This window comes from Pseudomonas sp. MS15a(2019) (assembly GCF_013277805.1).
GTDB classification, from domain to species: Bacteria; Pseudomonadota; Gammaproteobacteria; order Pseudomonadales; family Pseudomonadaceae; genus Chryseomonas; species Chryseomonas benzopyrenica.
On record NZ_VBTN01000003.1, the window covers coordinates 421,585 to 441,722 of the forward strand.

19 protein-coding genes are annotated in these 20,138 nt (G+C 68.1%); 10 read left to right on the forward strand and 9 right to left on the reverse strand.

Annotation, left to right across the window (positions count from 1 at the left end; genetic code table 11):
* Nucleotides 1-4: 4 nt before the first annotated feature.
* Both FEZ61_RS05535 and FEZ61_RS05540 read right to left on the reverse strand, forming a co-directional pair.
* Nucleotides 5-1,303, reverse strand: coding sequence for an MFS transporter (locus FEZ61_RS05535; protein WP_173147632.1), 1,299 nt, complete (start codon nucleotides 1,301-1,303; stop codon nucleotides 5-7).
* Between the two features lie 78 nt (nucleotides 1,304-1,381).
* Nucleotides 1,382-2,131 carry an SDR family NAD(P)-dependent oxidoreductase gene (locus FEZ61_RS05540; RefSeq protein WP_093252784.1) on the reverse strand — a complete coding sequence of 250 codons (750 nt, stop codon included), beginning with the start codon at nucleotides 2,129-2,131 and terminating at the stop codon, nucleotides 1,382-1,384.
* Nucleotides 2,132-2,325: 194 nt separating this feature from the next.
* On the opposite strand from FEZ61_RS05540, the gene FEZ61_RS05545 reads away from it, so the two are divergent.
* On the forward strand, nucleotides 2,326-3,237 hold the full coding sequence (locus FEZ61_RS05545; RefSeq protein WP_173147634.1) for a LysR substrate-binding domain-containing protein: 912 nt from the start codon (nucleotides 2,326-2,328) through the stop codon (nucleotides 3,235-3,237).
* Here FEZ61_RS05545 and FEZ61_RS05550 read toward each other — a convergent pair.
* The gene (locus FEZ61_RS05550) at nucleotides 3,234-4,115 is read right to left on the reverse strand and encodes a LysR family transcriptional regulator (RefSeq protein ID WP_173147636.1); all 882 of its coding nucleotides are present in this window, start codon (nucleotides 4,113-4,115) and stop codon (nucleotides 3,234-3,236) included. The genes FEZ61_RS05545 and FEZ61_RS05550 overlap by 4 nt on opposite strands.
* A gap of 128 nt (nucleotides 4,116-4,243) precedes the next feature.
* On the opposite strand from FEZ61_RS05550, the gene FEZ61_RS05555 reads away from it, so the two are divergent.
* From FEZ61_RS05555 to FEZ61_RS05565, 3 genes are read left to right on the forward strand one after another with little or no spacing between them, the layout of a single operon-like run.
* The gene (locus FEZ61_RS05555; protein WP_173147638.1) at nucleotides 4,244-5,554 is read left to right on the forward strand and encodes a citrate:proton symporter; all 1,311 of its coding nucleotides are present in this window, start codon (nucleotides 4,244-4,246) and stop codon (nucleotides 5,552-5,554) included.
* Complete coding sequence (locus FEZ61_RS05560) at nucleotides 5,555-6,907, forward strand: acyclic terpene utilization AtuA family protein (protein ID WP_173147640.1); 1,353 nt, start codon at nucleotides 5,555-5,557, stop codon at nucleotides 6,905-6,907.
* Entirely contained in the window at nucleotides 6,904-7,224 is a 321-nt protein-coding gene (locus tag FEZ61_RS05565; RefSeq protein ID WP_173147642.1) for a hypothetical protein, read from the forward strand. The genes FEZ61_RS05560 and FEZ61_RS05565 overlap by 4 nt, the downstream gene beginning before the upstream one ends.
* Before the next feature lie 7 nt (nucleotides 7,225-7,231).
* Here the strand turns inward: FEZ61_RS05565 and FEZ61_RS05570 are convergent, their stop codons facing one another.
* Nucleotides 7,232-7,513 (reverse strand): hypothetical protein, encoded by a 282-nt coding sequence (locus FEZ61_RS05570; RefSeq protein WP_064309489.1) that lies wholly within the window; start codon nucleotides 7,511-7,513, stop codon nucleotides 7,232-7,234.
* 198 nt (nucleotides 7,514-7,711) lie between these two features.
* On the opposite strand from FEZ61_RS05570, the gene FEZ61_RS05575 reads away from it, so the two are divergent.
* Nucleotides 7,712-8,170 carry a substrate-binding domain-containing protein gene (locus tag FEZ61_RS05575; RefSeq protein ID WP_173147644.1) on the forward strand — a complete coding sequence of 153 codons (459 nt, stop codon included), beginning with the start codon at nucleotides 7,712-7,714 and terminating at the stop codon, nucleotides 8,168-8,170.
* A gap of 15 nt (nucleotides 8,171-8,185) precedes the next feature.
* Here the strand turns inward: FEZ61_RS05575 and FEZ61_RS05580 are convergent, their stop codons facing one another.
* Nucleotides 8,186-9,157 (reverse strand): SDR family NAD(P)-dependent oxidoreductase, encoded by a 972-nt coding sequence (locus FEZ61_RS05580; RefSeq protein WP_173147646.1) that lies wholly within the window; start codon nucleotides 9,155-9,157, stop codon nucleotides 8,186-8,188.
* 170 nt (nucleotides 9,158-9,327) lie between these two features.
* Nucleotides 9,328-11,211 (reverse strand): sigma-54-dependent Fis family transcriptional regulator, encoded by a 1,884-nt coding sequence (locus FEZ61_RS05585; protein ID WP_173147648.1) that lies wholly within the window; start codon nucleotides 11,209-11,211, stop codon nucleotides 9,328-9,330.
* 365 nt (nucleotides 11,212-11,576) lie between these two features.
* On the opposite strand from FEZ61_RS05585, the gene FEZ61_RS05590 reads away from it, so the two are divergent.
* Genes FEZ61_RS05590 through FEZ61_RS05610 form a run of 5 tightly spaced genes read left to right on the forward strand, consistent with a single transcriptional unit; the run spans nucleotide 11,577 to nucleotide 16,845 of the window.
* Nucleotides 11,577-12,626 (forward strand): NAD(+)/NADH kinase, encoded by a 1,050-nt coding sequence (locus tag FEZ61_RS05590; RefSeq protein WP_173147650.1) that lies wholly within the window; start codon nucleotides 11,577-11,579, stop codon nucleotides 12,624-12,626.
* A 1-nt stretch (nucleotide 12,627) separates the two neighbouring features.
* Nucleotides 12,628-13,605, forward strand: coding sequence for a thiamine pyrophosphate-dependent dehydrogenase E1 component subunit alpha (locus tag FEZ61_RS05595; protein WP_017641197.1), 978 nt, complete (start codon nucleotides 12,628-12,630; stop codon nucleotides 13,603-13,605).
* Nucleotides 13,606-13,630: 25 nt separating this feature from the next.
* Nucleotides 13,631-14,650, forward strand: coding sequence for an alpha-ketoacid dehydrogenase subunit beta (locus tag FEZ61_RS05600; protein ID WP_017641198.1), 1,020 nt, complete (start codon nucleotides 13,631-13,633; stop codon nucleotides 14,648-14,650).
* Nucleotides 14,647-15,768 carry an acetoin dehydrogenase dihydrolipoyllysine-residue acetyltransferase subunit gene (locus FEZ61_RS05605; protein WP_173147652.1) on the forward strand — a complete coding sequence of 374 codons (1,122 nt, stop codon included), beginning with the start codon at nucleotides 14,647-14,649 and terminating at the stop codon, nucleotides 15,766-15,768. The genes FEZ61_RS05600 and FEZ61_RS05605 overlap by 4 nt, the downstream gene beginning before the upstream one ends.
* A gap of 12 nt (nucleotides 15,769-15,780) precedes the next feature.
* A complete protein-coding gene (locus FEZ61_RS05610) occupies nucleotides 15,781-16,845 on the forward strand; it encodes a 2,3-butanediol dehydrogenase (RefSeq protein WP_173147654.1) in 1,065 nt (354 codons plus the stop codon).
* 48 nt (nucleotides 16,846-16,893) lie between these two features.
* Here the strand turns inward: FEZ61_RS05610 and FEZ61_RS05615 are convergent, their stop codons facing one another.
* The 3 genes from FEZ61_RS05615 to FEZ61_RS05625 form a co-directional block, all read right to left on the reverse strand.
* Nucleotides 16,894-17,472: a glutathione S-transferase N-terminal domain-containing protein gene (locus tag FEZ61_RS05615; RefSeq protein ID WP_017641201.1), complete on the reverse strand. Its 579-nt coding sequence runs from the start codon at nucleotides 17,470-17,472 to the stop codon at nucleotides 16,894-16,896.
* A 64-nt stretch (nucleotides 17,473-17,536) separates the two neighbouring features.
* Nucleotides 17,537-18,499, reverse strand: coding sequence for a class I SAM-dependent methyltransferase (locus tag FEZ61_RS05620; RefSeq protein WP_173148099.1), 963 nt, complete (start codon nucleotides 18,497-18,499; stop codon nucleotides 17,537-17,539).
* Between the two features lie 69 nt (nucleotides 18,500-18,568).
* Complete coding sequence (locus FEZ61_RS05625) at nucleotides 18,569-20,041, reverse strand: iron-containing redox enzyme family protein (RefSeq protein ID WP_173147656.1); 1,473 nt, start codon at nucleotides 20,039-20,041, stop codon at nucleotides 18,569-18,571.
* Between the last annotated feature and the right edge of the window lie 97 nt (nucleotides 20,042-20,138).

A 20,138-nucleotide genomic window follows, 5' to 3' on the forward strand; every position in this document is an offset into this window, starting at 1 on the left:
TCGATTAGCGATTGACCAGGGCGGCGGGAATGCGCAGGACCAGCGTGGCGCCTATCACCAGCACCCCGGTGATGAGGAACATGCCGATGGCGCTGGAACCGGTGCTGGTGGTGATCCAGCCGATCAGGTAGGGCGAGCAGAAGCCGGCCAGGTTGGCGAAGCTGTTCACCGCGGCGATGCCAGCGGCGGCGGTGACCCCGCCCAGCAGCGTGGTGGGCAACATCCAGAACAGCGAGGACGCGGAGAGGATGCCGGCCGCGGCCAGGCACAGGCTGAGGATCGACAGGGTGACGTTGTGGCCGAAGACCGCGGCGAGGCTGAGGCCGCAGGCGCCCAATAGCATGGGAATCACCAGGTGCCAGCGGCGCTCGCGATGCTTGTCCCCGCTGCGCCCGGCCAGCAGCATGGCAACGATGGCGCACATATAGGGCAGGCTGGTGAGCAGGCCGATGTGCAGCGGATCGGCGACCCCGGAGTTGCGCACCAGAGTCGGCAGCCAGAAGGTGATGGCGTACTGGCCCATGACCACGCAGAAGTAGATGGCGGCCAGGAGCCACAGCCGGCGATCACGGATGAAGTCGCGCACGCTGGCGTGCTCGGTCTTGTGCTGGTTGTCCTCGGCCAGTTCCTTCTGGATCAGCGCCTTTTCCTCATCGTCCAGCCAGGTCGCCTGGTGCACGCCGTCCTTGAGATAGCCGAGCACCATCAGCCCCACCACTACCGTGGGAATGGCTTCGATGACGAACATCCACTGCCAGCCGGCCCAGCCGTGGACCCCGGCGAACTGATTCATGATCCAGCCCGACAGCGGTCCGCCGATCATGCCCGACAGGGGAATGGCGACGAACCAGAGCACCGTCATGCGGGCACGGCGGTAGGAGGGAAACCAGTAGGTGAGATAGAGCAGCAGGCCCGGCGCCAGGCCGGCCTCGGCCACGCCGAGCAGGAAGCGCAGGACATAGAACTGCCAGGCCGTCTCGACAAAGGCGAACATCCCGGAAAGGATGCCCCAGGTGATCATGATGCGGGCGATCCAGCGGCGGGCGCCGACCTTGTGCAGGATGATGTTGCTGGGCACCTCGCAGAGGAAATAGCCAATGAAAAACATGCCGGCGCCGAGGCCGTAGACGGCTTCGCTCAGCGCCAGGTCGTTCATCATCTGCAGCTTGGCGAAGCCGACGTTGACCCGGTCCAGATAGGCGCAGAAGTAGCACAGCATCAGGAAGGGCATCAGCCGCCAGGCGGTCTTGCGATAGGCATTGGCGCGCGCCGAGGTGGCCGCTGCCAGGGTGAGCGTAGTCATGGTCTGATCTCTTGTTGTTATGGGCGCCGCAGCCGCGGGCACCCTTTTCGATGCAGAGCGTTGAACACGAAGGGGCGATCAGTGGATCAGCATGCCGCCGTTGACGTCCAGGGTGACGCCGGTCAGGTAGCCGGAGAGATCGCTGGCCAGGAAGAGCGCGGCATTGGCCACGTCTTTGGGCTCGCCGAGACGCCCCAGCGGGATGCCGTCGATGATCGACTGGCGGCGTTCGTCGTGCATCAGCCCGCCGGTGATGTCGGTCTGGATCAGGCCGGGGGTCAGGGCATTCACGCGGATGCCGTCCGGTCCGAATTCCCGCGCCATGGCTTTGGTCAGGCCCAGCACCCCGGCCTTGGCGGCGCTGTAGTGGGGGCCGCCGAAGATGCCGCCGCCGCGCTGGGCGGACACCGAGGACAGGCAGACGATGCTGCCACCACCCTGCTCGCGCATGGCCGGAATCACCGCCTGGGACATCAGCAGGGTGCCGCGCAGATTGACGTCGAGGATGCGGTCGTAGTCGGCGCGGCCGATCTCCAGGGTCTTCACCGGCTGGGTGATGCCGGCATTGTTGACCAGCACGTCGAGGCGACCGTACTGGGCGAGCGCCTGGTCGACCGCAGCCCTGACCTGGGCTTCGTCGGCCACGTTGGCCGCCAGGCCCAGGTGACCTTCGCCGAGGCTGGCGGCGGCATCCCGCGCGGCGCTGGCATCCAGATCGAGGATGATCACCCGCGCGCCTTGGGCAGCGAAGGCCTGGGCCGTGGCGCGACCGATGCCACGGGCGGAGGCGGCGCCGGTGACGAGGGCGATCTTGTCTTGCAGCAGCAGGGCATTCAGTGGCATGACGCTATCCTTCTTGTTGTTGTGGAGGGCTGTCGCTGAGGGCCAGAGTGCCCCTGCCCCAGGGTCCCAGCAACGCAGCCTGCGTCAGACCGTGCTGAAAAAAATTCATGCCTGTGGCTTGGCAGACCGGCCAGGCCTGTCGACAATCAGCCTCGAACTGGCCACAGGAGGCGCGCCCCATGGATTCCGGCAAGACACTTTCCCTGCCACCCCTGAAAGCCCTTCAAGCCTTCGAGCAGACCGCCCGCTTCGCCAACGTCGCCCGCGCCGCCGAGCAACTGGCGCTGACGCCCTCGGCGGTCAGCCATCAGCTGGCCAAGCTGGAAGCCCTGGTAGGTCGCGCCCTCTTCGTCCGCGGCGCGCGCGGCATGACCCTGACCCCGGCCGGGGAGCAATACCTGGAAGAGGTCAGCGAGGTGCTGCACCGATTGGCCATGGCCACGGACCGCGCGGCCAGCGATGCCGGCCTGGAATGCCTGCGCCTGCATTCGGCTCCGAGCTTCGGCCTGCTCTGGCTGATGCCACGGCTGGAGCTATTCCGCCAGAGTCATCCCGACCTGCAGATCAATCTCTCCTGCTCCTACGAATCCCTGCACTTCAGCCGCGACAAGGTCGACATCGACATCCGCCACGGCCTGCCCAGCTGGCCGAACCTGGAGATCCGCACCCTGCAGCGCGAACGCCTGGCGGTACTGGCCGCGCCGCAGTTGCTGGAAAAACGCCCGGTCCAGTCGCCGGCGGATCTGCTGCATAGCGAACTGATCCTGTCCGAGGCCACCCTCATGAAGTGGCCCAACTGGTTCGCCCAGCAGGGCCTGGCGCTGCCGGAACGCCCCTACACCCTGAGTTTCGATCGCTCCTACATGACCCTGGAAGCCGCCCGCCATGGCCTGGGCTTCGCCCTGGAGAGCACGGTGCTGGCGGCGGACTATCTGGCCCGCGGCGATCTGGTGCGGGTCCTGCCCCAGGGCGACGACCTGCCGGTGGCCGCGCACCACCTGGTGTTTCCCCGGGCGCACTCGCGCTACGCCCGGGTGCGGCGCTTTCTCGACTGGCTGCAGCAGGAGCTGGGGCAGCCCTTCGAGTATTAGCCTGCCTGCAGCCGCTCCCGAAGCAAGGCGACGAAGGCCTGGGCCGCCGGGGTGAGGCTGCGGCCGCTGGGGGTCAGGATGCCCAGCGGCCGGGCCAGGCTTTCGCCGCGGACCGGCAGGGCCACCACCGGCGCCTCGCCGCCCGCCGATTCCGGCAGCAGGGCCAGGCCCTGGCCTGCCGCCACCAGAGCCAGCAGGGTGCTCATGTAGTTGGCTTCCAGCGCCGCCACCAGGCGCAGGCCGGCGGCGGCGAAGGCGAAGTCCAGGCACTCGCGCACGCTGCTGTCGCGACCGGTGAGCAGCAAGGGTACGGCGTCGAGTTCGGCCAGGGTGATTTCGGCGCGGCCCGCCCAGGGATGGTCGCGGGGGACGAACAGCTGCAGGTGATCGACGTACAGCGGCTGGAACTCCAGGCCCACGGCCCGTGGCCGGACGCCGATGCCCAGATCCACCTGCCCTTCCCGGACCAGCGCCTCGACTCTACCGGCGACCACATCCTGCAGGCGGACCTCGATGGCCGGATGACGGGCCTGGAAGGTCTTCAGCAATTCGGGAAAGGGGCCCATGAAGAAGGATGGCAAGGCCGCCAGGGTGATCCGTCCCCGGCGCAGGCCCGCCAGGTCCCGGGCATGGGTCTGGACATCGCCCAGGTCTACCAGGATGCGCTCCAGGGGCCCACGCAGTTCTTCGCCGGCGGTGGTGAGCTGGACCCTTCGCGGGGTGCGTTCGAGCAGTTGCACCTCCAGCAAGGCTTCGAGTTGCTGGATCTGCACGGTGAGCGCGGGCGGTGATAGGTGCAACTCCTCCGCCGCGCGGGCGAAGGAACCATGACGGGCCACGGCGAGAAAGGCCTGCACGTGCTGGAGCAGATTCTTCATTCTGTTTTTCTGAACGCTGCTTCGGAAGATTCCAATTTACAGGACATCGGACGTCTTCGAATACTGGACCTACAACAACAAAACCTCCCGTGCGCCCGCCTGCCGTGCCACGGTCCAAGGAGTCCACCATGCTCGCCCCGCTCGGTGTCGTCACCATTCTCGCGTTGCTCGTCGCGGTCATGAGCAAACGCGTCTCGCCCCTGGTCGCCCTGATCGTCATTCCCATCGCCGCCGCCCTGATCGGTGGCTTCGGCCTGGGGACCAGCGCCTTCATCATCGCCGGGATCAAGGGCGTCGCCCCGGTGATCGGCATGTTCGTCTTCGCCATCCTGTTCTTCGGCATCATGACCGACGCCGGGATGCTCGATCCCATCATCGACCGCATCCTGCGCACCGTCGGCACCCGGCCGACGCGCATCGTCTGCGGCAGCGCCCTGCTCGCCCTGCTGGTGCATCTGGACGGCTCCGGCGCGGTGACCTTTCTGGTGACCATTCCCGCCATGCTGCCGCTCTATACCCGCCTGGGGCTGGACCGGCGCATCCTCGCCTGCGTGGCGGCCATGGCCGCCGGGGTCAACTTCCTGCCCTGGACCGGGCCGGTGCTGCGCTCTTCCGCCGCCCTGCACGTGCCGGTGGCCGATCTGTTCCAGCCGCTGATCCCGGTACAGCTGGTGGGCCTGGCCTTTGTCTTCGCCAGTGCCTGGTGGCTCGGGCGGCGCGAGGAGAAGCGCCTGACCCTGGCCGGCCAGGCGCCCTGGCTGGCCGGCGGTAGCGCGGGCGCCGCGCCGGAGCGGGTGCTCAGCGAGGCCGAGCGTGCCCTGCGCCGCCCGGAGCGTTTCTGGATCAATCTGCTGCTGACCCTGGTGGTGATGGGCGTGATGATCGCCGGCTGGGTCGATCCGGTGGTGATGTTCATGCTCGGCACCGTGGCCGCGCTGTGCCTGAACTACCCCTCGGTAGACGCCCAGAAGGCGCGCATCGACGCCCACGCCAAGACCGCCCTGACCATGGCCAGCATCCTTTTCGCCGCCGGCGTCTTCACCGGCATCATGCAGGGCAGCGGCATGCTCAAGGCCATGGCCCAGGTGGCGGTGGCCGGCATCCCGGCCGGGCATGGCCAATTGATCCCGGCGGTGGTGGGCTTCCTGTCCATGCCGCTGAGCCTGTTGTTCGATCCGGATTCCTTCTACTTCGGCGTGATGCCGGTGATCGCCGAGGTCGGCCGCAACCTGGGTGTCGACCCGGTGCAGGTGGCGCAGGCCTCGCTGCTCGGGGTGCACACCACCGGCTTCCCGGTCAGCCCCCTGACCCCGGCGACCTTCCTGCTGGTGGGCCTGTGCAAGCTGGACCTCGCCGATCACCAGCGCTTCACCATCCCCTTCCTGTTCGCGGCCTCGGTCCTGATGACCCTGACCGCCCTGCTCCTGGGAGTCTTCTAGATGACCCGTCTCCTTCGCATCGGCTGCGGCGCCGGCTATTCCGGTGATCGCATCGAACCCGCCGTAGAGCTGGCCGAGCATGGCCGCCTCGACTACCTGGTGTTCGAATGCCTGGCCGAACGCACCATCGCCCTGGCGCAACAGGCGCGACTGGCCGATCCCGAGGCCGGCTTCGATCCACTGCTGGAGGCGCGGATGCGGCGCATCCTGCCACTGCTGCGCCAGGTGGATCGTCCGCGCCTGCGGGTGATCACCAACATGGGCGCCGCCAACCCGACCGCGGCGGCGCGCAAGGTCGCGGCCCTGGCCCGGGAGCTGGGCGTCACAGGGCTGAAGATCGCCGCGGTGGCCGGCGACGATGTGCTGGCCCAGCTGCCGACCGACGCCCTGCTGGACAATGGCCAGACCCTGGCCGAACTGGGCGACCGGGTGATCTCGGCCAACGCCTACCTGGGAGTGGACGGCATCGTCCAGGCCCTGGAAGCCGACGCCGATGTCATCGTCACCGGCCGGGTGGCAGACCCTTCCTTGTTTTTGGCGCCGCTGGTGCATGAGTTCGGCTGGGCGGCGGATGACTGGGAGCGGCGCGGACGCGGCACCCTGGTCGGCCATCTGCTGGAATGCGCCGGCCAGGTCACCGGCGGCTACTTTGCCGATCCCGGCTACAAGGACGTGCCCGACCTCGCTCGCCTGGGCTTTCCCCTGGCCGAGGTAGACGCGGATGGCCACGCCACCCTTACCAAGGTCACTGGCTCCGGCGGTTGCGTGACCCCGGCGACCTGCACCGAGCAGTTGCTTTACGAGGTGCATGACCCAGCGGCCTATCTGACGCCGGACGTGACCGCCGACTTTTCCGGCGTCGCCCTGCAGCAAGCGGGTCCGGATCGGGTCGTCGTGAGCGGCGCTCGCGGCACCGCGCGACCGGACCGGCTCAAGGTGTCGGTAGGCTATCGCGACGGCTGGCATGGTGAAGGCCAGCTCTCCTACGCGGGTCCCGGCGCCGTCGCCCGCGCCCGGTTGGCCGGTGCCGTGGTGCGCGAGCGATTGCAACTCTGCGACGTACCGGTCGAAGAGCTACGTTGTGAGCTGATCGGCTGCGACGCTCTCCATGGAGAGACGCTCGCTGCCCGGGCCTCCGGCGAACCTTGGGAGGTACGGCTGCGGGTCGTTGGCCGCTGTGCCACCCGCGCGGCGGCAATGCAGATCGGCAACGAGGTGGAAACCCTCTATACCAATGGCCCAGCGGGCGGCGGCGGTGCGACCAAGGCGGTGCGCGAGGTCATCGCCGTGGCTTCGCTGCTCTGGCCCCGAACCGCCGTCACCCCCACCCTGGAGCTGGAGACGCTGCCATGAAAGTACGCGAGATTGCCCACGTCCGTACCGGCGACAAGGGGGACACCTCGAACATGGCGGTGATCGCCTATCGTCGGGAAGATTTCGACCGCCTGTGCGAGGTGCTCACCGCGGAACGGGTCGCGGCCTGGTTCGCCGACAGTCGCCCGACCGATGCCGCGCCCGTTCGCCGCTACGAGCTACCCGCCCTGGGCGCGCTGAACTTCGTGCTGCCAGGCGCCTTGCGCGGTGGCGTCACCCGCTCGCTGGCCCTGGATGCCCATGGCAAGGGCCTGGGCGCGGCGTTGCTGGATCTGGAGCTGGAGCTGGAGGACTAGGTGCGACTCAACCGGGGGTGCCGACGCCAGCACCGGGCAAGCGCGTCAGCAGGACGGTGTCCTTGTCGAGGGGCACCTGGGCGCCCTTGCGCCTGAGTTCGTTGATGGCGTGCAGCAGGATCAGATTCACCTGCTCGACCTCGCGCATGTCGTCCGCCTTGAGCAGCCGCGAGACCCGCACATTGTGATCAGGCTCGATGAGGGTGATCAGCAGGCCATCGTTGCGCCGCTCCAGCTCGTGGCGCACGGGCGGATCAAGTTTGGCCAAGCGTTCATGCAACCTGTTCATCTACAGGCTCCCGAAGGAACGTCACCCACTTCAGGCTAGCCGCCTCGATAGAGAACGCAAGGCGTCTACGTCGACTCACGATGCCAAGGTCACTGGCGGATACCGCGGTAAGAAAGCGGCTGCGGTTTGTCATGAAGCTGCCATCCGCATCCGGCACCCTGGGCCTCTTGACCGCCACCTCCTGGCAGAGGCCTATCCATGGATACCCGCCCCGCCCCCCACCCGCGTACTCCTCGAGTCACTCCCTCAGCACGCGTGGCGCTGGTTGCCACGTCGACCCGCGGTCGCGCCGCCGAAGCGCACGGCCAGCGCATCGCCCTCGCCACCCAGCATCTACTGACGCTCGGGCATCGTCGGATCCTGCTGGTGACCGCCCAGCAACGACCAGCCGCCGAGGCCGACGCCGAATTGCAGGCGCATTGCCAGGTCATGCTGGCGGAGGGGCTGGCGCTACTGCCCCGTCTGGAGCTCGATCCGGTGGCTCCCGCCTGCTGGCCGGAGCTTGCCGCCACACTGATCGGCATTGCCCCGACCGCCCTGCTCTGCACCCAGCCTGCCCTGGCCAGGGCGCTGCAGACCGCCCTTACGCCCCAGGGTGAGCTGACCATCGTGGGTCCCGAGACAAAGGCCGGGGCTCTGAACGCATCCTGGCACTAGCTCAGACACCCCCCCTCAGAAATTCGACCCCCGGATCGTCCGTCCGGCCTGATCGGGCTGCTGCAGGTTGCCCGAGGTGTCGGCCTTGATCAGATTCCAGTCGATTTCGGCGCGCTGCACCGCGGCGGCCGTGAAGCGTTCGTTGAGCTCCGGCGCCAGGCGATGGCCCCAGTAGGCCATCTTCGCCTTGTAGCCCACGGTGATCTCCTTTTGCGGTTGCAGCAGCGCCCTGACGATGGCCTGTACCGCCTTGTCCGGTGTGTCCTTGGTCGGCAGATCGGGACGATGGCCGGTATAGGTGGCCGCATGTCCCCAGATCGGGGTATCCAGCGCCCAGGGCAGCACCGTCGATAACTGGATGTTGGGCTGCCGCCCGCGACGCAGTTCCTGCTGCAGGACCCGGCCAAGGCTGAGCACCGCAGCCTTGGATGCCGAATAGGAGGCCTGATAGGCATGGGGAATCTCGCCGTCCACCGAGGCTACGTTGACCAGCCGACCATAGCCCTGGCGGCGGAAGCGCTGCAGGGCCAGATGGCTACCGATCACCACCCCCTTCACATTGGTATCCAGCAGGCGCAGGTGATCCTCCAGCGGAATCTCTTCAAAGCGGCCCACCGCTACCACGCCGGCATTGTTGATCCAGCCGTCGATGCGACCGAAGCGCTGCTCGGCCTGTTCGGCCAGCGCCGTCATCTGCGCCACGTCGGCGACGTCGGTCGGCACCACCAAGGCCGCGACGCCCAGCGCCTGCACCTCCACCGCCAGGGCTTCCAGGGCTTCGGTCCGCCGCGCCGCCAGCACCAGATTGGCTCCGTGCCGGGCCAGCGCCAGGGCCACACCGCGGCCGACGCCACTGGAGGCACCGGTGACGACGATGGTCCGGCCATTCAGTTGCTGGCGATCGGGCCGCGACGTACGCCGGGACGAGGTGCGGTTCAGCAGGGCCAGGGCGGCAGGTAGGGCGAGCAACAGTGGCAGGGTACGCATCGGGGGTCTTCCTCGCAGTCTGTGTCTGAGGTGTGACCCGTGGGCGGCCGCACTGACGTCCCGCTTGGGACGACCGGAGCCTGGCGCGCCGATGGTGACCGCCTCGCTCGATCGCTGAGATCGCCGTGCCAGGGCAGCTGCCAGCGGCCACGACCGTTCGGCGGAAGACGTCAGTCTTCGGGCTGGCGGTGCGGCATGGCAATGCCGTGCAGCTTGAGCCGTCGATAGAGGGTGGCCCGGGACATACCCAGCGCTCGGGCAGCAGGAACGGCCTTCCAACGGTGCCGCACCAGCGCGGCGAGGATCAATCGCCGTTCAGGGCTATCGACCTGGGGCCGTGGCTCCGTGGACAGCGGCATGCCCGGCCCCAGACTGGCCGGCAGGTGATCAAGGGTGATCAGGCCGCCATCGCACAGGGCGCAGGCATAACGCAGCGCGTTGCGCAGCTCGCGCACGTTGCCCGGCCAGTCGTGGGCGAGGATGGCCTCTTGCACTTGGGGCGCCAACTCCGGGACGGCGCCGCTACCGCGCTCCTCCGCCAGCAGGCGCCGCGCCAGGGCCAGACGGTCGGCCCGCTCACGCAGCGGTGGCAACTGGAAGACGGCGCCGTTAAGGCGATAGAGCAGATCTTCGCGGAACAGCCCAGCGGCCACCTGTACCTGAAGATCGCGGTGGGTGGCGCAGACCAGCCGCACATCGACCCGCCGCGGCTGGGCGCTGCCTACCGGCAGCACCTCGCCTTCCGCCAGCACCCGTAGCAGGCGAGTCTGCAGGGCCAGGGGCATGTCGCCGATCTCGTCGAGAAACAGGGTGCCGCCATCGGCCGCCACGATCAGGCCGTCGCGACCCTGGCGCTGGGCCCCGGTAAAGGCACCGGCCGCATGGCCGAACAGCTCGCTTTCGATCAAGCTCTCCGGCAGCGCCGCGCAGTTGAGGGCGACGAAGGGCCGCTCTGCACGATCGCCACTTTCATGCAAGGCGCGGGCGAAGACTTCCTTGCCGGTGCCCGTCTCACCCGTGACCAGGATCGGCAGGCCGTGGCGATAGAGGCGCTGGCCAGTCTGCAGTGCCTGGCTGACTCGGGGCTCCTGCTCGGGTTCGGCCTCGATGGGCCCGCGGATCAGCGGAATCACCACGCCCAGGCGCTGACGCGGGGCGCGCACCCGGGCGTGAAAATGCGCCTCACCCAGGCGCAGGGGCTCGCCGTCGTCCTCCTGCAACCGCGCCGAGGCATCGCGACCGAACAACTCGTCGAGACGTTGCGGCAGGTAGCCCAGCTGAGTGAGGCAGAGTTGCCGGGCCGGCCGGTTCAGGCCGGTCAGGCGGCCACTCGCGTCCCAGGCCAGCAGGAATTCCGGCTGGGTGTCCAGGTAGCTGGCCTGGGCATGGCCGCAGAGCACCCAGTCACCCCGGGCGCTGTGCATGAAATAGGCATTCTCGATGCGCTGGGCGCTGTCGCGGGTGAATTGCTGGATCAGCAACTGGCTGCGGCGATCGTCCGGCGAGCGTGGCGCCGAGACGTCCAGCACCCCAAGCAGCTCGCCACCCGGGGCGAACACCGGCGCGGCGGTACAGGTCAGGCCGGTGAAGGCCACACGGAAGTGATCGGCCTTGTGCACCGTCACTGGCGCGCGGTCGGTCAGCACCGCTGCCACGCCGCAGGTGCCCTCCTCCTGCTCGGACCAGCAGGTGCCCAGGTAGAGTCCGGCGCGGCGGCATTCTTCATCGAGCCGGTCGCTGACCCGGTAGTCCAGGGTATGGCCCTGGGCATCGGCCAGCAGCACGCAATAGTCGGCTGCCTCGACCCGCGCATGCAGGGCGCCCAGCTCGCCATCGGCGACGCGCAGGAAGTCTTCCGCCGCCTGCTGGTGCTGGCGCAATTCGTAGCGCGAGAGGATGCGCGGGCCGCGCAGGCTGCCCGGGTCGAGCTGATACTGCTCAAAGGAACGGCGCCAGGAATCGAGGATGCGCCCGGGCGGACTGGCCGCGCGCAAGGGCGCGCGCAGGGCCTGGTCGATGGCGCGGGCGTGATAGCGGGCCTGGGTAGACAACATGGGCGTCTCTCCCTGAATTCCGGTCATGGCATGGAAGGCCGGTCATTGTTCTGGCCTTCATTTAGCGCTCCCAGGGCGCTGCCTTCAAGTCCGCGACACCGTGAGACGAATCGTCTCAGCGTCTCGCCATCCCGTCGCAGGCGTGAGACGCCCCGGCGCGTGGAGTCGCCCCTCCCACGACCGGCCCCCTCCTTCCAAACCCGCGCCCTGCCTGCACTGCAGCGGATTCATCACGGCTTGGCACCGGCCTTGCTCAGGGCTCTGCGACGCTCCCATCACAACGACAAGAGGGCCAGACCCATGAGCGCACCCTGGCATCGCCACACGGCTGCCCTGACCGCTGGCCCAGGCGTCGGAGGCCAGCCATGCCCATAACCGTCGGCATCCTGCCCAACCCGGCCTCGGGCCGTGACTTGAGACGGCTGACCGGCAATGCCGCCCTGACCTCCAGCACCGACAAGGCCGGGGTGGTTATGCGCCTGCTGGCGGCCTTTGGCGCCACCGGCGTGGAGCGGGTGCTCTTGCCGCCGGACATGACCGGCATCGCCGCCGCCGTGCTCAAGGCCAGCGGCAGTCGCCAGGCCCGCGAGCAGCGCTGGCCGGAGCTTACGTTTCTCAACCTGCCGCTGACCCAGACCGTGGACGACACCCGGCGCGCCGCGCGGCTGTTGCTGGCCCAGGGCGCGACGATGATCGCCGTGCTCGGCGGCGACGGCACCCACAAGGCGGTGGCCGCCGAGGTGGGCGACCTGCCGCTGCTGACCCTCTCCACCGGCACCAACAACGCCTTTCCGGAATTGCGTGAGGCCACCAGCGCGGGGCTGGCCGGTGGCCTGGTCGCAGCTGGCCGGGTCGACCCGGCACTCGCGCTGCGGCGCAACAAGCGGTTGCGAGTGGAAGTGCCCGAGCGCGGCATTCGCGACTGGGCGCTGGTGGACGTGGCGGTCTGTCGCCAGGCCTATATCGGTGCCCGCGCGGTGACCCAGGTGGAGGATCTCGCGGAGGTCTTCACCACCTTCGCCGAGCCCTGGGCCATCGGCCTGTCGGCCCTCTGCGGCCTCTGGCATCCGGTCGCGCGCAGCGCCCCCCATGGCGGCTGGGTGCGGCTGGAGCCCGAGGCTCCGGCGCAACTGACCGTTCCCCTCGCCCCCGGCGTGCTGGCCCAGGCCGGGATCGCCGCCAGTGGCCTGCTCCTGCCCGGCGAACCCCGGGCGCTGTCCCTCGCTACCGGCACCCTGGCGCTGGACGGCGAGCGGGAAATCGAATTCGGCCCCGAGGAGCGTCCGCAGGTGACGCTGGACCTCGACGGCCCCCTGAGCATCGACGTGGAGCGGGTATTGGAACTGGCGGCGCAGCAGCGCCTGCTGGTCCGCCGCCTGCCCGCGTCGCCCCTCGGCAATCCTGGAGAACAATAAGATGAGCGAGAACCCCAGCGTCGAAAACCTGAGCCATGCCTACCGGGTGATGCGCACCATCCGCGCCTTCGAAGAGCGGCTGCACGTGGAATTCGCCACCGGCGAGATTCCCGGCTTCGTCCACCTCTATGCCGGCGAGGAGGCCTCGGCCGCCGGCGTCATGGCCCACCTGGGCCACGAGGACAGCATCGCCTCCACTCACCGTGGCCACGGCCACTGCATCGCCAAGGGCGTGGACGTCTACGGCATGATGGCCGAGATCTACGGCAAGAAGACCGGGGTCTGCCAGGGCAAGGGCGGCTCCATGCACATCGCCGACCTGGAAAAGGGCATGCTCGGTGCCAACGGCATCGTCGGGGCTGGCGCGCCCCTGGCCGCCGGCGCCGCCCTGGCGGCCAAGCTCAAGGGCAGCGACGCCGTTGCCGTGGCCTTCTTCGGCGACGGCGGCTCCAACGAGGGTGCGGTGTTCGAGGCGATGAACCTGGCTTCGGTGTGGAATCTGCCGTGCATCTTCGTCGCCGAGAACAACGGCTACGCCGAGGCCACCGCCGCCAACTGGTCGGTGGCCTGCGACCACATCGCCGATCGCGCCGCCGGCTTCGGCATGCCCGGGGTGACGGTGGACGGCTTCGACTTCTTCGCCGTCCATGAAGCCGCCGCGGCCGCCGTGGCCCGCGCCCGGGCCGGCGAAGGCCCCTCGCTGATCGAGGTGAAGTTCACCCGCTACTTCGGCCACTTCGAAGGTGATGCCCAGACCTATCGCGACCCCAACGAGGTCAAGCAGGCCCGGGAGCAGCGCGACTGCCTGATGCAGTTCCGCGAGCGGGTGACGCGCTCCGGCCAACTCCAGCCCGCCCTGCTCGACAGCATCGACCAGGAGGTGGAACAGCTCATCGAAGACGCCGTGCGCAAGGCCAAGGCCGATCCCAAGCCCGGCCCGGAAGACCTGCTCACCGACGTCTACGTCACCTACGCCTGATCGGAAAACAACAAGGAGCGCCACCATGGCCAGAAAGATCAGCTACCAGCAAGCCATCAACGAAGCCCTGGAACAGGAGATGCGCCGCGATCCCACCGTCTTCCTCATGGGCGAAGACAACGCCGGGGGCGCCGGAGCGCCCGGCGAGCAGGACGCCTGGGGCGGCGTGCTCGGGGTCACCAAGGGCCTCTACCACAAGTTTCCCGGGCGGGTGCTGGACACCCCGCTGTCGGAGCTCGGCTACGTCGGCGCCGCGGTGGGCGCCGCCGCCCGCGGCACCCGCCCGGTGTGCGAACTGATGTTCGTCGACTTCGCCGGCTGCTGCCTGGACCAGATCCTCAACCAGGCGGCCAAATTCCGCTACATGTTCGGCGGCAAGGCGGTCACCCCGCTGGTGCTGCGCACCATGGTCGGCGCGGGTCTCCGCGCCGCTGCCCAGCATTCGCAGATGCTGACCTCCTGGTGGACCCATATCCCCGGGCTAAAGGTGGTCTGCCCGGCCACCCCCTACGATGCCAAGGGCCTGCTGATCCAGGCCATCCGCGACAACGACCCGGTGATCTTCTGCGAGCACAAGCTGCTCTACGGGATGCAGGGCGAGGTGCCCGAGGAGTCCTACGCCATCCCCTTCGGCGAGGCCAGCTTCTTGCGTGAGGGCGACGACGTCAGCCTCATCACCTATGGCCGCATGGTGCACCTGGCCATGGAGGCCGCCGCCAACCTGGCGCGCCAGGGCGTGTCCTGCGAGGTGCTGGACCTGCGCACCACCAGCCCGCTGGATCGCGACAGCATCCTGGAAAGCGTCGAGAAGACCGGCCGCGCGGTGGTCATCGACGAGGCCAATCCGCGCTGCTCGGTGGCCACCGACATCGCCGCCCTGCTTGCCGAGCACGCCTTCGACGACCTGCGCGCCCCGGTGCAGCTGGTGACCGCGCCGCATACCCCGGTGCCCTTTTCCGATGCCCTGGAAGACCTCTACATCCCCGACGCGGCCAAGATCGAGCGCGCCGTGCTGAAGATCACCCAAGGGAGGCAGGCCGCATGAGCCAGATCCATACCCTGACCATGCCCAAGTGGGGCCTGTCCATGAGCGAAGGCCGGGTCAACGCCTGGCTCAAGACCGAAGGCGACAGCATCACCAAGGGCGACGAGGTGCTCGACGTCGAGACCGACAAGATCAGCAGCAGCGTCGAGGCGCCCTTCTCCGGCATCCTGCGCCGCTGCCTGGCCCGCGAGGACGAGACCCTTGCGGTAGGCGCCCTGCTGGCCATCGTGGTGGAAGGCGAGGCCAGCGACGAAGAGATCGAGGCGGTGATCGCGCGCTTCCAGGAGGAGTTCGTGCCCGGTGGCGAAGACGCCGCCGATGCCGGTCCCCAGGCCCAGCGCATCGAACTCGACGGCCGGCCGCTGCGCTATCTGGAGCGCGGTGAAGGCGGCCTGCCGCTGGTGCTGATCCACGGCTTTTCCGGCGATCTGGACAACTGGCTGTTCAACCACGAGGCGCTGGCCGCCGGGCGCCGGGTGATCGCCCTGGACCTGCCGGGCCATGGTCAGTCCGGCAAGGGCCTGGCCACCGGGGACCTTGCCGAGCTAGGCGCTGCGGTGCTGGCCCTGCTCGACCATCTGGACATCCCCCGCGCCGTGCTCGTCGGCCACTCCATGGGCGGCGCCGTGGCCTTGCAGCTGGCGCAGACCGCGCCACAACGGGTTGCCGGCCTGGTCCTGATCGGCAGCGCCGGGCTGGGCCAGGACATCAATGGCGCCTACCTGGAAGGCTTCGTCGCCGCCACCAGTCGCAACCAGCTCAAGGGACCGGTCAGCCTGCTGTTCAGTGATCCCGGCCTGGTCACCCGGCCACTGCTGGAGGACCTGCTCAAGTACAAGCGCCTGGAAGGGGTGGACCAGGCCCTGAATCGACTGGCCGGCACGCTCTTCCCCAATGGCCAGCAGGCCCAGGTGCTGCGCCAGGTACTCGAAGGGGATCTGCCCGCCCTGGTGATCTGGGGCAAGGTTGACGCCATCATTCCGGTCCAGCATGCCCAAGGCCTGCCGGAAACCGTTCAGGTCGAGATCCTGGAGGGCCAGGGCCATATGGTGCAGATGGAGGCCGCGGACCGGGTCAATGCCCTGATCCAGGCCTTTCTGCCCCGCTGCGAACGCTAGAGGAGCCTCACGATGAAAGCAGCCCGTTTCCATGCCGCCCGCGACATCCGGGTGGAAGACGTCCCGGCTCCCGGCGAGCCGGGCCCTACCCAGGTCCTGGTGAAAAACCAGTTCTGCGGGATCTGCGGTACCGATCTGCACGAGTACCTTGGCGGTCCCATCTTCATTCCCACCGCGCCGCACAGCTACACTGGCGGTAAGGTGCCGCAGATCCTTGGCCACGAGTATTCCGGCGTGGTGGAGGCCGTGGGCAGCCAGGTGACGTCGGTGAAGCCCGGTGACCGGGTCTCCATCCAGCCGATGGTGTCGCCACGCGACGATTACTACGGCCGCCGCGGCCAGTACCAGCTCAGCGAACAGTTGGCCATCATCGGCCTGTCCCATCCCTGGGGCGGCATGGCCGAGTACTCCCTGGTGGAGGACTACAACGCCATCCCCATGCCGGACGACCTCAGCACCGAGCATGCGGCGCTGATCGAGCCCACGGCGGTGACCGTCTATGCCACCCACCGGGGCGGCGTGAAGCCCGGCGACAGCGTGCTGGTGGCCGGCGCCGGGCCCATCGGCCAGCTGCAGGTCATGGCCGCCCGCGCGGCCGGGGCCACCCGGATCTTCCTGGTGGACCTCAACGACAACCGCCTGGAGATGGCCCACCGCCTGGTGGAGGGGCTCATCACCCTGAATCCCGGCAGCACCGATGTGCTGCGCGAGGTGCGTGCCCGCACCGCCGGGGGCGTGGGGGTGGATGTGGCCTTCGAATGCGTGGGTGCCGAGGCGCCACTGGGACTGTGCCTGGAAGCCGTGCGGCGCCAGGGCGTGGTGGTCCAGGTGGGGATGCAGGGCAAGCCACCGGCGCTGGATGGCTTCACCCTGACCTACAAGGACATCGACCTGCGCGGCTCCTGGTGCTACTCCACGCTGATGTGGCCCCAGGTGGCAGCCCTGATCGCCAGCGGCCAGCTACCGGCCGAGAAGGTCGTGACCCGCCACATCGCGCTGGACGACGTAGTGGAACAGGGCTTCGAAGCCTTGCTGGACAAGGCCGGGACCCAGCTGAAGATCCTGATCGAGCTCTAGGGCTTTACCACGCGGTCGGCGGGGGCCGCCGCGTGGGGCTTTTTTGCCTTACTGGAAAGCCGTCGCGGCAAAGCTGGGACGCGCCAGGAGCCGCTGGTGAAAGGCCACCAGCTGCGAGTGCGCGGACCAGCCGATTTCCGGCAGCCGAAAGCTCAGGTAGTCGAGGCCGACCGCCACCAGGTAGTGGCTGAAATCGAGGTCCTCTGCATCCAGTGTGGAAGCCTCGTCCAAGCGCACCAGCAGCCGGTCGATGGCCGCCAGCCGGCGGGCGCCCAGCACCGACTCATCCTGGGCCGCACCGCCATGCTTACGGGCGATCACCGTGCCAAAGGCCGCGTCGATCAGGCCCTGGCCCAGACCGGCCAGTTGCAGGCGCTTGGCGGAAAGCGGACTGCCGCCGGCCAACAGATGCAGATGGAGGCAGATCAGCAGGGTCTCGCTGAGGGCGATGCCCTCGTCGGTGATCAGTACCGGGACCTTGTTGCCGGGATGGGCGGCCAGCAAGGTCGGATCGTCGTTCCAGGGATCGCTCCACACCAGCTCAAGACGCTCGCCGAAGCCAGCTTCGAGGGCGGTGACGCGCGCGGCGCGGGCGTAGGGTGAGGTCTGGTTCAGCAGCAGTTGCATGGCGGACTCCGGGACACGGGCGGGCGATAGAGGCACCCGCCAGTGTAGCCGCTGCCGTGCACCCTCAGTGCGGCCGCGTCACCGTCAGCACGACCGCGGCGATGCGATCGGTATGGGCATAGACCCCTGTCTCCAGCTCTTCACCGAAGACATCCGGATCCAGCTCGCGATAGCGCCAGGCCACGTCCTGGCCGTCCAGGCGGGTGCGGACTTCTTCGAGGAAGGGATCACGGCCCTCGACCATGGCAACGCCGGTATAGAGCAGCAGGGTGCCGCCCGGCGCCAGGCGCTGCAGCGCCGTGTCCAGGATGGCCAGCGACAGGCCAGCCCCGAGGGGACCGCCACCATGGCGATAGGCGCGCTCGCCGGGATCGACCAGATAAGGGGGATTGGACAGGATGAAATCGAAGTCGCCCGCCACATCGTTCAGCAGGTTGCTGTAGCACGCGCTGACATTGTCGGCACCGGCCAGCTCGGCATTGACCCGGGTCAGCGCCAGGGCGCGCTCGTTGATGTCCACCGCCAGCACCTCGGCATCGGGCCGCGCCAGGGCGACCAGGATGGCGCCGGGACCGGCCCCGCTGCCGATGTCCACGGCGCGGCGGATGTCGGCGGTCTCGAAGCGCAACTGGGCTTCCAGGGCATTGGCATAGCGATAGGTGTCGGGTCCGAAGAACACCGCATCGGCGTCCTCGGTGGGATAGGCGGAATGCACGAACAGCTGGTCACCCAGGCTCGATACCCGCACCCGACTGCGCCAGCCGCCCGGCACCGCGGTCAGCAGCTCGGCTGCCGCCAGGGTGTCGATTAGAGAGCCGGGCAGCAGCTCGGGGGAAAACGGCCGGCTCCAGCCGAAGATGCCCTGCAGATCCCGCGCCCAGGCGTTGCCTGGCCGGACATTGACCCGCGCGTGAGAGGCCGGGGTGGGCGTGATGAAGTGATAGTCCGCTGCACGCAGCGTCTCGATCAGCAGTTTCAGGGCAGCGACCGCGTCAGGGCTGGTCGCGATGCGTTCAGGATGTTCCATGGCCGTCACGGGTGGTTCCTTCAATGACAGTCGAAATGAAAAGGACCCTTGCGGGTCCTTGAATAGGGATCAGCCCAACAGGGAGGCGAACAGTCGTGTCGCCAGCAGACCGGCACGGCTGTGGTGGCGCGCCGGTGACAGCTGCTCCACCAGTAATGCCATGGCGGCCGCGCGGCTGGGCTGGCTAGCCAGACGCTGCTCCAGGGCGACTTCATCACTATCGAAGTCGCTCGCCTGGGCCTTGCTCGCATTGGCCGCCGTGCCCTGCTCGGCTTCCAGCGCTGGACACAGACGCTCCTGCTGACGCTGGCGAGCGCGAAAGCTCACCTCGCGGCGCGGCAAGACGGACACCCGCTCGGTGGCCGCCTGGTGCCGGGCGCCGCTGTGCACGAAGTCACCGGCGATCCAGTCGTGAATCAGCTGCTGCTCGTAGGCGGTGAAGACGCCGAACATCTCGGCGCGCTCACCCTGGATCAGGCGCCAGAAGCGACTGTTGGTCGGGTCTTCATGACGCTTGATCCAGCCCTGCTCCTGCATCACCTGGAGGAATTCGGGAATCTGCGCGGGATCGGTCAACCAGTCGCTGACGCTACGGCCACCGATGCGGCAATAGTCCGAATGCACATAGCGGCCAACGGTGCTCTTTTCCGCCAGTACCTCGATCACCGCCTGCTCCAGCTCGAAGCCGCCGATCACCGAGGTGGTGCTGGCGCCCAGTTCATTGAGCAGGTAGCCCTGCACCACGCGCTGGTAGAAAGCAGCGCGGCCTTCGGCGGGCATGGCGTCATGCACGGCTTGCAGCGCCTTGCGCGCATGACCGGTGCCGGCATTGTCGACGGTCACATGCAAGGTGAAGTAATAGGGATCGATACCCAGTTCGTTGAGCTCGTAGGAGGTGATCAGCAGGTGCAGCGGCAGCTGCTCGTAACCAAGGTTGAAACCCAGCACCTCGGGCAGGTAGTGATCGGCGTTATAGGCCAGAGCCAACTGGATGGCGCCCTGGACATAGTGATCGTCGCTCAACTGCGAGAAATCTTCACAGCCATGGCTGGCCAGCAGCTTGCGATAGAGCACCACATGATTCTTGTCGGGCTGACCGTCACCCAGTTCCTCCAGGTAGATCTGGATAGCCGCGCGATAGCGCAAGTCGTCCCAGTGGGCGAGCGTGCCATAGAGCCAGGCACCATCCACCAGCTTGGTGGGCGCCACGCCACGCAGGAAGTACAGCGCATGGGCCTTGCTGCCGAAATAGCGCCGCGGTGCGCCGGCTTTGCGAGCGGCCAGATAGTCCTGGTACTGGGCGCCGACCCGGGCGTTGTTCTCCAGCACCCAGGCCTCCAGCCCCTGGGGATCCGCTGGGAGGTCGGCCTGCAGGGCACTCACGGCCTGCAGCTGGTCATCGAGATAGTGCCGCGCCCGCTCCCGCGCACCACCGCTGGGATTCTCCACCAGCAGTTCGCGATAGAGCGTCTTGGCGGGTTCCAAGGCGACGGGAGTCGCCCCAGGGTGCTGGCCGGTCACGGCTCTTGTAGTGGTCTGCATAGAGGGCACATCTGGCAGCTGATGAATACCCTATTCGGCCTGCAGGCCACAGCTTGGTTCCGAGCGGCTCGGGCATACGGGCTAGCCGTCTCGCTTG